Origin of the sequence: Klebsiella sp. D5A, from assembly GCF_001620885.1 — a bacterium.
GTDB classification, from domain to species: domain Bacteria; phylum Pseudomonadota; class Gammaproteobacteria; order Enterobacterales; family Enterobacteriaceae; genus Klebsiella; species Klebsiella variicola.
In genome coordinates this window covers 26,102-37,704 of sequence record NZ_LOAR01000025.1, presented here as the reverse complement: position 1 = coordinate 37,704, position 11,603 = coordinate 26,102, and the positions used below count along the sequence as shown (strand labels likewise).

Here is an 11,603-nt window from a genome sequence, read left to right as displayed (position 1 = left end):
CCGAGCCGGTCGACCCGCGTAAAGCCGCGGTGGAAGCCGCCATCGCCCGTGCCAAAGCGCGTAAAGCCGAACAGCAGGCTGCGCCGGTGGAAGCCCCGGTAGCCGAGCCGGTCGACCCGCGTAAAGCCGCGGTGGAAGCCGCCATCGCCCGCGCCAAAGCGCGCAAAGCCGAACAACAGGCCGCACAACCGGATCTCGCGTCAGCCGCAGCCAATGACGACCCACGCAAAGCGGCCGTCGCCGCGGCTATCGCCCGCGTTCAGGCGCGTAAAGCAACACAGCAGGCAGTTAACGAGGAATAAATGGTTTTCAGAATCGCAAGCTCCCCCTATACCCATAACCAGCGGCAGACCTCGCGTATTATGCTGCTGGTGCTGCTCGCCGCCGTGCCTGGCATTGTGGTCCAGACCTGGTTTTTCGGCTGGGGTACCGTACTGCAGATTGTCCTCGCCGCATTGACGGCCTGGGCAACGGAAGCCGCTATTCTCAAACTGCGCAAACAGCATATTGTGGCGACCCTGAAGGACAACTCCGCCCTGCTCACTGGCCTGTTGCTGGCGGTGAGTATTCCACCGCTGGCCCCCTGGTGGATGGTGGTGCTCGGCACTGCCTTTGCCGTGGTGATCGCCAAGCAGCTGTACGGTGGATTAGGCCATAACCCCTTCAACCCGGCGATGATCGGCTACGTCGTGCTGTTGATTTCATTCCCGGTACAGATGACCTCCTGGCTGCCTTCATATGAAATTGCCGCCCAGGTTCCGGCGTTCAGCGATGTGCTGCAGATGATCTTCACCGGGCATACCGCCGCCGGGGGCGACATGGCCAGCCTGCGACTGGGTATCGACGGCATCAGCCAGGCCACCCCGCTGGATACCTTTAAAACCTCTCTGCATGCCGGGCATAGCGTCCAGCAGGTGCTGCAATTGCCGGTTTACGGTGGCGTACTGGCGGGCCTCGGCTGGCAGTGGGTGAATATCGCCTGGCTGGCGGGCGGTCTGTTCCTGCTGTGGCAGAAAGCGATCCGCTGGCATATTCCGGTCAGCTTTCTCGTTAGCCTTGGGCTGTGTGCCACCCTCGGCTGGTTATTCTCGCCGCAAAGCCTGGCGTCGCCGCAGATGCATTTGTTCTCTGGCGCCACCATGCTCGGTGCTTTCTTTATTCTGACCGACCCGGTGACGGCTTCAACAACCAACCGCGGCCGCCTGATCTTCGGCGCCCTCGCCGGCCTGCTGGTGTGGCTTATTCGCAGCTTCGGCGGTTACCCGGATGGCGTGGCATTTGCCGTTCTGCTGGCGAATATTACCGTGCCGCTGATCGATTATTACACGCGCCCGCGCGTGTACGGCCACCGTTGAGAGAGCGATGATGTTAAAAACGATGCGAAAACACGGCGTCACGCTGGCGCTGTTTGCCGCCGGTTCCACCGGGCTGACGGCGGCGATCAATGAACTGACGAAAAGCACTATCGATCAGCAGGCGGCCCTGCAGCAGAAAGCGTTATTTGATCAGGTCTTACCCGCCGACCGCTATAATAACGATCTGCTCAAGAGCTGCTATCTGGTCAGCGCCCCGGCGCTGGGCAAAGGCCAGCATAAAGTGTGGATAGCCAAAAATAACGACCAGCCGATCGGCGCGGTGATGGAAGCCACCGCGCCAGATGGCTATTCCGGGGCAATACAGCTGTTGGTTGCTGCCGATTTTAGCGGCACGGTCCTCGGCACCCGCGTGACCGAGCATCATGAAACGCCGGGCCTGGGCGATAAAATCGAGCTTCGCCTGTCGGACTGGATCACCCATTTTGCCGGGAAAGTCATCCACGGTCAGGGCGACAGCCATTGGGCGGTCAAAAAAGATGGCGGCGATTTTGACCAGTTCACCGGCGCCACCATCACCCCCCGGGCGGTGGTCAATGCCGTTAAGCGCGCAGGCCTGTATGCACAAACGCTGCCTGCGCAACTTCCTGAATTCACCGCCTGTGGAGAATGACCATGAGCGAAGTTAAAGACGTCATCGTCCAGGGCCTGTGGAAAAATAACTCCGCCCTGGTTCAGCTGTTAGGGATGTGCCCTCTGCTGGCGGTCACCTCGACCGCCACCAACGCCCTCGGGCTGGGTCTGGCGACCACCCTGGTGCTAACCTTAACCAACCTGACCATCTCCAGCCTGCGCCGCTGGACGCCGGCGGAGATCCGGATCCCCATCTACGTGATGATCATCGCCTCGGTGGTGAGCGTCGTGCAGATGCTGATCAACGCCTATGCCTTCGGCCTCTATCAGTCGCTGGGGATTTTCATCCCGCTTATTGTGACCAACTGCATCGTGGTCGGCCGCGCCGAAGCCTTTGCCGCCAAAAAAGGGCCGGCGCTGTCGGCACTGGATGGCTTTTCTATCGGCATGGGCGCCACCTGCGCGATGTTTGTGTTGGGCTCCCTGCGCGAGATCCTTGGCAATGGCACCCTGTTTGACGGCGCCGACAGCCTGCTTGGTAGTTGGGCAAAGGTGCTGCGCATCGAGGTTTTCCATACGGATACCCCCTTCCTGCTGGCTATGCTGCCGCCAGGCGCCTTTATTGGCCTCGGCATGATGCTGGCGGTAAAATACCTCATCGATGAACGTAGCAAGCAGCGGAAGGCGCAAGCGGCCCGGGCCGTTTCTGTCGCCCCGTCTGACGTGACAGGGAAAGCGTAACATGAACAAAGCCAAACGCCTGGCGATCCTCACCAGGCTGCGGGAAAACGATCCCCACCCCACTACCGAACTGCATTTCCGTTCGCCGTTCGAGTTGCTGATTGCCGTTCTGCTTTCTGCGCAGGCCACCGATGTCAGCGTCAACAAAGCGACAGCCAAACTCTATCCGGTGGCCAATACGCCCGCCGCGATGCTGGCGCTGGGGGTGGATGGGGTGAAATCGTATATCAAGACTATCGGCCTGTTTAACAGCAAAGCGGAAAACGTCATCAAAACCTGCCGCATCCTGCTGGAGCAGCACAACGGCGAGGTGCCGGAAGACAGAGCGGCGCTGGAGGCGCTGCCCGGCGTGGGCCGTAAAACCGCCAACGTGGTACTAAACACCGCCTTTGGCTGGCCGACCATCGCCGTGGACACGCACATCTTCCGTGTCTGCAATCGGACGCAATTCGCCCCTGGCAAGAATGTTGAGCAGGTGGAAGAGAAGCTTCTGAAGGTGGTCCCCGCCGAGTTTAAGGTCGACTGTCATCACTGGTTGATCCTGCATGGACGTTATACCTGCATTGCCCGCAAACCGCGCTGCGGCTCCTGCCTGATTGAAGACCTCTGCGAATTTAAAGAGAAAGTCTACGCCTGATCCCTTCTTCTGAGCCATAACTTAACCCTGAGTTATGGCTCGAATTTGTGCATTTAACCCGCCGTTAACACCAGAAAATGTCTCTTATGGTGGGTAATAATCCGGCTATATAACGAACAATCAGTGCTTTCATTTTTTCTCGATGCAAAATTTCTATACATTTGTGATCGAGATCATGCTCGCAACTTTATGTTGATTACATGTTGTGAAAATGAAAACAAATGTCAGGCAATACAACGATTGAGCAAAGATTACCAGGATAATAGACCATTAATTTTTAGGATAATGGACCATATCACTACCCATAAGGTCAATCAGTAGAATATATCGCCTTTTTAACGAAATCAGACTGATGAAAAAGATAAAAATAGCAATCATAACGAAACGGTGAAATTTAACTCTGGATAACATTCATATGTCCGGAGCATTATGCCACCCACATTATGTGTAACAGTTTATTACAAAGGCCTTGCCTGATGCGCCAGGATAGTGAACATTACCTGCCGTTTTCCCTCCCAAAATAACTATAAAGGCGGCGGTCCAACGAGATTGCGCCCCGAACACCCCCCAGTAAATATGGGATGTAAAAAAAGAGGTATATGTGTCTACTGCAAACAATAAACCAGCAGAAAGCGTGAGTCTGAACGCTTTCAAACAACCACGCGCGTTCTATCTCATTTTCTCGATCGAGTTATGGGAGCGTTTTGGTTATTACGGCCTGCAAGGGATCATGGCCGTTTACCTGGTAAAACAGCTGGGTATGTCGGAAGCGGATTCCATTACTCTGTTCTCCTCCTTTAGCGCGCTGGTCTATGGTCTGGTTGCTATTGGCGGCTGGCTGGGCGATAAAGTGCTGGGCACCAAACGTGTCATCATGCTGGGCGCTATCGTGCTGGCCATCGGCTATGCGCTGGTGGCCTGGTCCGGCCATGATGCTGCCATCGTCTATATGGGTATGGCGACCATCGCCGTCGGTAACGGTCTGTTCAAAGCCAACCCGTCCTCCCTGCTTTCTACCTGCTATGACAAAAACGATCCCCGTCTGGACGGTGCATTCACCATGTACTACATGTCCATCAACATCGGTTCGTTCTTCTCGATGCTGGCAACCCCATGGCTGGCCGCTCGCTTCGGCTGGAGCGTGGCGTTTGCCCTCAGCGTGGTGGGGATGGTGATCACGATTATTAACTTTGCCTTCTGCCAGAAATGGGTAAAACAGTACGGTTCGAAACCGGACTTTGCCCCGGTACACATGGGCAAACTGCTGGCGACCATCGCTGGCGTGGTGGTGCTGGTCGCCATCGCCACCTGGCTGCTGCACAATCAGGGCATCGCACGTATGGTGCTGGGCGTCGTCGCACTGGGTATCGTCGTGATTTTCGCCAAAGAAACCATCGGTCTGAAAGGTGCCGCGCGTCGTAAAATGATCGTCGCCTTCCTGCTGATGGTAGAAGCGATTGTCTTCTTCGTGCTGTACAGCCAGATGCCAACCTCTCTGAACTTCTTCGCGATTCGTAACGTTGAGCACTCGATCCTCGGTCTCGCCTTCGAGCCGGAACAGTATCAGGCGCTGAACCCGTTCTGGATCATGATTGGTAGCCCTATTCTGGCAGCCATTTATAACAAGATGGGCGACCGCCTGCCGATGCCGCACAAGTTCGCTATCGGCATGGTACTGTGCTCCGGCGCGTTCCTCGTCCTGCCTTTAGGGGCGAAGTTCGCCAGCGACGCCGGCATCGTCTCGGTTAACTGGCTCATTCTGAGCTACGCGCTGCAGTCTATTGGTGAGCTGATGATTTCCGGCCTCGGCCTGGCGATGGTCGCTCAGCTGGTTCCGCAGCGTCTGATGGGCTTCATTATGGGCAGCTGGTTCCTCACTACCGCCGGCGCGGCGATCATCGCCGGGAAAATCGCCAACCTGATGGCGGTGCCGGAAAACGTCACCGATCCGCTGGTGTCGCTGGAAGTGTACGGCCACGTGTTCCTGCAGATTGGTATCGTCACCGCGGTTATCGCCGCCCTGATGCTGCTCACGGCGCCGAAGCTGAACCGTATGACTCAGGACGACAGCGCGGACCTGAAAGCACGCGAAACCGCGGCAGCCTGACGCCGCAGGGAAAACCAATTATTTTTAAGCCGCTAACGTTAGGTTAGCGGCTTTTTTTTTACCCCTGGCGGGACTAACATACAGAAAACTGCAGCCACGAGGAGTTACGCATGAAACTGTTCTACAAACCCGGCGCCTGTTCCCTGGCCTCGCATATCGCCCTGCGCGAAAGCGGCCTGGATTTCACGTTGCAGAGCGTGGACCTGGCCAAAAAACGGCTGGAAAACGGGGATGATTATCTGCTGATCAACCCGAAAGGTCAGGTGCCGGCGTTGCTGCTGGATGATGATATCCTGCTCACTGAGGGCGTGGCTATTATGCAGTACATCGCCGATCAGGTGCCGGACCGCCATCTGCTGGCGCCAGTGGGCTCCATTGCCCGCTACCAGACCCTGGAGTGGCTGAATTACGTGGCCACCGAGCTGCATAAAGGCTTTACCCCGCTGTTCCGCCCGGATACCCCGGAAGACTATAAGCCTGTCGCGCGGGCGTTGCTCGAGAAGAAACTGCAGTATGTTGATGCGTCGCTGGAAGATAAACAGTGGCTGACCGGCCATCGCTTTACTATCGCCGATGGCTATTTGTTCACCGTGCTGCGCTGGGGCTATGGCATAAAACTGGATATGGCTGCCTATGGTCATATCGGCAGCTGGATGGCGCAGGTGGCAGCGCGTCCGGCGGTGGCGGCCGCACTGGCGGCTGAAGGCTTAAAATAAGGCCTGAACCTGCCCGGCGGACCGTCGGGCAGGCCCGGGGAGTTACAGCCGGGTGGCGCTGAAGCAGTGCTCCGGTACGGCAATGCGATCCTGCGCCGCCACCACCTGCAGTTCATACTCTTGCATGTTTTTGGTGGTGAGCATGATCTCGTACACCGCGGCGGTAACGTGCTCAAGCGCATCGCGCAGGCTGGCACCCTGCAGCAGTTTCACCAGCAGCAGTCCACTGGTCACATCGCCGACGCCAACCGGCTGACGCAGGCCAAAATCCACCAGCGGCCGACTGATATGCCAGGCTTCTTCGGCCGTCACCAGCAGCATCTCAAAACGATCCATGCTCAGACCGGCGCGGGAAAGATGTTTAACCAACACCACCTCCGGTCCCTGGGCAATCAGCTCCCGCGCAGCAGCTACCGCTTCGCTGACGCTGGCGACCGGATGACCGCACAGGATCTCCAGCTCAACCAGATTCGGCGCAATAATATCGCTGGCCGGCAGCGCATAACGCACGTGGAATTCCGCCACGCCGGGCGCGACGATGCACCCTTTCTCCGGATGGCCCATCACCGGGTCACAAAAGTACTTCGCCGCCGGATTGGCCGCTTTCACCTGACGCACGATACCGAGGATATGCTCGCCCTGTTCAGCGGAACCGAGGTAGCCGCTCAGAACCGCATCGCAGGTCTGCAGCTTGTCGATGTCGGCAATGCCCTGGACGATCTCCGTCAGGTGTGAAGGCGGCATCACGCAACCGGTCCATTTACCGTATTGCGTATGGTTGGAGAACTGAACGGTATTCAGGGGCCAGACATTGGCGCCCAGACGGCGCATCGGAAACTCGGCGGCACTGTTGCCGGCGTGGCCAAACACAACGTGAGACTGAATGGCGAGGATGTTCTTCATTTTCTTACCACAACCCTAAAAAGAAAAAGGGCGTGGTTTCCCACGCCCTGGTTTTATTTTTTATTTCCAGCAGACCAGGCAGTAATTCTTTTTACCGCGACGCAGTAAGGTGTAGCGGCCGAACAGACGGTCGCTGTCGCTGAATACATATTCCGGGTCGGCCTGTTTTTCACCGTTGATGGTCACCGCGTTCGAGGCAACGGTTTTACGCGCCTGACCGCGGGACGGCTGCAGCTCGGAATCCACCAGCGCCTGCAGGAGATCGGCGCCTTTTTCCATTTCGATCATCGGCACGCCATCCTGCGCCAGCTGTTCGAAATCTGCTTCGCTCAGGTCGCTCAGATTACCGTTGAACAGGCTTTCGGTAATGCGCTTCGCCGCTTCCAGGCCTTCTTCGCCGTGGACCAGGCGCGTCACCTGCTCTGCCAGCACGTACTGGGCGCGCGGCGCTTTACCGCTGTTTTTGTCTTCTTCTTCCAGAGCATTGATCTCCGCCATGTCCATAAAGGTGAAGAACTTGAGGAAGCGATAGACATCAGCATCCGCGGTGTTGATCCAGAACTGGTAGAATTTGTACGGACTGGTTTTCTTCGGATCCAGCCACACGGCGCCGCCTTCGGTTTTACCGAATTTGGTGCCGTCTGCTTTGGTGATCAGCGGAACCGTCAGGCCAAACACCTGGTTCTGGTGCAGGCGACGGGTCAGATCGATACCGGAGGTGATGTTGCCCCACTGGTCGGAGCCGCCGATCTGCAGCGCTACGCCGTGCAGCTTGTTCAGGCAGGCAAAGTCGTACCCTTGCAGCAGGTTGTAGGAGAACTCGGTAAAGGAGATACCCTGATCGTCACGATTCAGACGCTGCTTCACTGCTTCTTTGTTGATCATCTGGTTAACAGAGAAGTGTTTGCCGATATCGCGCAGGAAGGTCAGCACGTTCATGCTGCCAAACCAGTCATAGTTGTTCGCCGCGATCGCCGAGTTGTCGCCACAGTCAAAATCAAGGAACGGGGCCACCTGTTTGCGGATTTTATCCACCCACTCCTGCACGGTATCCTCGGTATTTAGCTTACGCTCAGCGGCTTTAAAGCTTGGGTCGCCAATCAGACCGGTTGCGCCGCCCACCAGCGCTACAGGTTTATGACCTGCCTGCTGGAAGCGTTTCAGGCATAACAATGGAACAAGATGCCCCAAATGCAAGCTGTCAGCGGTAGGATCGAAGCCGCAATAGAGCGCGATCGGGCCTTGCGCCAGTCGCTCTGCTAACGCTTCCTCGTCCGTCACCTGGGCTACCAGCCCCCGCTCTTGCAATTGTTTAATCAAGTTACTGCTTGCCATCAAATTCTCCATGTATAAACGACTGCACCTCTGCCGGTACACGACTTTTCGCCAGATGCGAAAAGTACATAGAATAAAGCGCCGGCCCTTTCAGCGCCAGCGCTTCGATAACTAATTTCGGCGTTTACGGTGCCAGGCGGTCTATTTTCCAGGCGCCATTATCACGCTGGTATAAAAAGCGGTCATGCAGCCGATGTTCGCCCCCCTGCCAGAACTCCATCTGCTCGACGCTGACGCGGAATCCGCCCCAGAAACTCGGCAGCGGCACTTCCCCCTGCTGGAATTTCTGCTTCAGCTCGAGGAATTTGCTCTCCAGGATCCCGCGGGCGGAAATGCGACTGGACTGCTGGGAGACCCAGGCGCCGATTTGGCTATCGCGCGGGCGGCTGTGGAAATATTTGACCACTTCCAGCGTCGACAAGCGCTCCGCTTTGCCGATCACCATCACCTGGCGCTCCAGCATATGCCACGGAAACAGCAGGCTCACCTGGGGATTTTTTTCAATCTGATGGGCTTTGCGGCTGCCAAGGTTGGTATAAAACACCAGCCCTTTTTCATCGTAATGCTTCAGCAGCACAATACGCTGGTAAGGTTGGCCGCGCTCATCAACGGTAGCAACCACCATCGCGGTCGGGTCTGCGAGTTTCGCGTCACAGGCCTGACGCAGCCAGCGTTCAAACAGCGGCAGGGGTTCAGCAGGAAGATCGTGGCGACGCAAACCGCCACGGGTATATTCACGGCGCAAGTGCGCGATTTGCTGGAGTTCGTCGTTATCAGACATGGCCATTGAGGATGTAGTCATAAGGTGGCGTTATTGTGCGCCCCCCCGACAGAAATCTCAACGTTTGGCCGTCTGCAGCTGACAGTTATCGAGGATGATGCGATCGCGTTTATAGACGGTAGCGGTATCGCCCTTCGACCAGAAGACGTAGACGCCGTCGGTGTAGCGCGCCCCCGAAGCCGACAGCCCCTCAGCCAGGTTCAGTTGCTGATTATCATAGATAAAACTCACCTGTTGGCGGGTATTATTGCGATGGACCGTTAACGGTTTCTGGTCGCATTGATACTCCAGCGTGTCCGTCTGCATCCGCTCGACAAACTGGTTGTAGTAGCTACAGCCCGCCAGCATAAAAGGTATAACTGCGATAAGAATTTTTTTCATTCGTTTGCCTTCGACTTTCCCGGTCACGGAGGGCACTCCGCCCTCCGCTTAACTTGTCCAGTTTACCGGTCGCGCCGTGTTTAAGATTTCAGTTAACTCCGATTCTGCGGCGGGTTAGCCGGGAAAATGGCGCCCAGCACCGTGGCTTCGCTGGCGCCGGTCACTGAGGGAAGATTACCCGGCAGCCCGGCCAGCGTGCGCCAGGCCAGCCAGGCAAAGGCCAGCGCCTCCATATCATCGCCGCTGATCCCCGCCTCATCGGTGGTGGAGACTTCGGTTCCCGGCAGCAGTGCCGCCAGGCGCGCCATTAACAAGGGGTTACGCGCGCCGCCGCCGCACACTAACAAACGCTCGCAGCCGCCGCTTAACAATACCTGCTCACTGATGGTCACAGCGGTTAATTCCGCCAGCGTGGCCTGCACATCCTGCCCACGCAGTCCCGAATAACGGGCCAGATGTTTTTCCAGCCAACCGTAATTGAAATATTCACGACCGGTGCTTTTCGGCGCCGGTAAAGCAAACCACGGATCGCTCAGCATGTCCTGCAGCAGCGGCAGCAGCACTTTACCTTCGCTGGCCCACTGGGCATCCTTATCATACGGTTTACCCTGCTGACGCCAGATCCAGGCGTCCAGCAACATATTTCCCGGCCCGGTATCATAGCCGCGCACCGGCTGCCCCGGCACCAGCAGCGACACGTTGGCGATGCCACCGATATTCAGCACCATCCGCCGTTCAATGGGATGCGCCAGCAGCGCATGATGAAATGCCGGGACCAACGGCGCCCCCTGCCCGCCAAGCGCCATATCACGTCGGCGAAAATCCCCCACCACCGTGACTCCGGTATGCGCGGCGATCTGGTTGTTGTCGCCGATTTGCAGCGTGTGCGGCGCATCGCCTTGCGGTTCATGCCATACGGTCTGTCCATGGCAGCCGATAGCGATAACGTCGGTGGGCTTGAGATTTTCCTGGCGCATCAGCGCCAGTACGGCATCGGCAAACAGCCGCCCCAGACGAGTGTCCAGACGCCCCAGTTGTGAGAGGGTCAACGACTGGCCCTGGCAAATCGCGAGGATCTCTTCTTTTATTGGGTGTGGTATGGGCCAGGTGAGACTGGCCTGCTGCGCCACGATGTTTTCGTTGATGGCGGCCAATACGACATCGATACCATCAAGGCTGGTACCGGACATAACGCCAATAAAGCGACCCGATCTCATACGTTTTTCCTTCATTCCATGACCCTCGTATACGCCTCACTCCACCATAAAGCGCCCGCTAATGCTATGTTGTTATAATACTTTTTAACAATAGAGCGACATTTCAGAGAACACCGTAAAGAACCGGCGTTTAGTTTAGGTTGAAGCATCATTAATTATTATTTTTTGTATAGTCAGGGCGGAAGCTATGCCCGCCGGCGACTAAATGCCATATAATTAACCGTATGGACGTTCAATTGAACACCTTCGGTGAACAGGAGATTCATAAATGATTTTACGTGTTTTGGCTGTATCGATGATTGGTTTTACGCTCGCAGGCTGCGTGAGCAGCAGCGGCCTGTCCGGCGACGTTTATTCCGCATCTGAAGCCAAACAGGTGCAGAGCGTAACTTACGGTACGATTGTGCATACGCGCGCCGTGCAGATCCAGAGCGGCGACGACAGCAATGCCATCGGCGCCATTGGCGGTGCAGTGCTCGGCGGGTTCCTCGGCAACACCATCGGCGGCGGTACCGGACGCTCTCTTGCCACCGCGGCTGGCGCTGTCGCGGGCGGCGTCGCAGGCCAGGGCGTTCAGGGTGCAATGAACAAAACCCAGGGCGTAGAACTGGAAATCCGTAAGGATGATGGCAACACCATTCTGGTGGTGCAGAAACAGGGCAGCACGCCGTTCTCTGTGGGTCAGCGCGTCGCCATTGCCGGCAGCGGCAGCCAGGTCACCGTTTCTCCTCGATAACCCCCCCTTGCGATGCGGCCCGTTGCGCCGCATCGTATTTTTCAGCCGCGGTTATTCCACCGTAATAGATTCGTATTAGCAATCAGATATATTATATTCAAGT

General features: G+C 56.9%; 13 protein-coding genes. 8 read left to right on the top strand and 5 right to left on the bottom strand.

Annotated elements, in window-relative coordinates:
• From AS136_RS24930 to gstA, 7 genes are all read left to right on the top strand, one after another.
• The coding region (locus AS136_RS24930; RefSeq protein WP_228140430.1) for a hypothetical protein at positions 1-302 on the top strand (302 nt) is incomplete at its 5' end.
• Positions 303-1,355 carry an electron transport complex subunit RsxD gene (gene rsxD, locus AS136_RS24925; protein ID WP_012968049.1) on the top strand — a complete coding sequence of 351 codons (1,053 nt, stop codon included), beginning with the start codon at positions 303-305 and terminating at the stop codon, positions 1,353-1,355. It begins immediately after the preceding gene.
• 10 nt (positions 1,356-1,365) lie between these two features.
• On the top strand, positions 1,366-1,986 hold the full coding sequence (gene rsxG / locus AS136_RS24920; protein ID WP_032691405.1) for an electron transport complex subunit RsxG: 621 nt from the start codon (positions 1,366-1,368) through the stop codon (positions 1,984-1,986).
• A gap of 2 nt (positions 1,987-1,988) precedes the next feature.
• Positions 1,989-2,687, top strand: a complete 699-nt coding sequence (locus tag AS136_RS24915; protein WP_008804642.1) for an electron transport complex subunit E — start codon at positions 1,989-1,991, stop codon at positions 2,685-2,687.
• Between the two features lies 1 nt (position 2,688).
• Positions 2,689-3,324: an endonuclease III gene (gene nth, locus AS136_RS24910; RefSeq protein WP_023322735.1), complete on the top strand. Its 636-nt coding sequence runs from the start codon at positions 2,689-2,691 to the stop codon at positions 3,322-3,324.
• Between the two features lie 601 nt (positions 3,325-3,925).
• Positions 3,926-5,431 carry a dipeptide/tripeptide permease DtpA gene (dtpA, locus tag AS136_RS24905; protein WP_012968048.1) on the top strand — a complete coding sequence of 502 codons (1,506 nt, stop codon included), beginning with the start codon at positions 3,926-3,928 and terminating at the stop codon, positions 5,429-5,431.
• A gap of 110 nt (positions 5,432-5,541) precedes the next feature.
• Positions 5,542-6,147, top strand: coding sequence for a glutathione transferase GstA (gstA, locus tag AS136_RS24900; protein ID WP_012968047.1), 606 nt, complete (start codon positions 5,542-5,544; stop codon positions 6,145-6,147).
• Positions 6,148-6,189: 42 nt separating this feature from the next.
• Here the strand turns inward: gstA and pdxY are convergent, their stop codons facing one another.
• The 5 genes from pdxY to anmK form a co-directional block, all read right to left on the bottom strand.
• Positions 6,190-7,050, bottom strand: coding sequence for a pyridoxal kinase PdxY (gene pdxY / locus AS136_RS24895; RefSeq protein WP_008804638.1), 861 nt, complete (start codon positions 7,048-7,050; stop codon positions 6,190-6,192).
• Positions 7,051-7,110: 60 nt separating this feature from the next.
• Positions 7,111-8,385, bottom strand: coding sequence for a tyrosine--tRNA ligase (tyrS, locus tag AS136_RS24890; RefSeq protein WP_012968045.1), 1,275 nt, complete (start codon positions 8,383-8,385; stop codon positions 7,111-7,113).
• A 124-nt stretch (positions 8,386-8,509) separates the two neighbouring features.
• Positions 8,510-9,166 carry a pyridoxamine 5'-phosphate oxidase gene (gene pdxH, locus AS136_RS24885; RefSeq protein ID WP_032731006.1) on the bottom strand — a complete coding sequence of 219 codons (657 nt, stop codon included), beginning with the start codon at positions 9,164-9,166 and terminating at the stop codon, positions 8,510-8,512.
• Between the two features lie 57 nt (positions 9,167-9,223).
• Complete coding sequence (gene mliC / locus AS136_RS24880; RefSeq protein ID WP_032737110.1) at positions 9,224-9,547, bottom strand: C-type lysozyme inhibitor; 324 nt, start codon at positions 9,545-9,547, stop codon at positions 9,224-9,226.
• A gap of 92 nt (positions 9,548-9,639) precedes the next feature.
• Positions 9,640-10,764 carry an anhydro-N-acetylmuramic acid kinase gene (gene anmK / locus AS136_RS24875; RefSeq protein ID WP_008804634.1) on the bottom strand — a complete coding sequence of 375 codons (1,125 nt, stop codon included), beginning with the start codon at positions 10,762-10,764 and terminating at the stop codon, positions 9,640-9,642.
• 268 nt (positions 10,765-11,032) lie between these two features.
• On the opposite strand from anmK, the gene slyB reads away from it, so the two are divergent.
• Positions 11,033-11,500: an outer membrane lipoprotein SlyB gene (gene slyB / locus AS136_RS24870; protein ID WP_008804633.1), complete on the top strand. Its 468-nt coding sequence runs from the start codon at positions 11,033-11,035 to the stop codon at positions 11,498-11,500.
• Positions 11,501-11,603 lie beyond the last annotated feature (103 nt).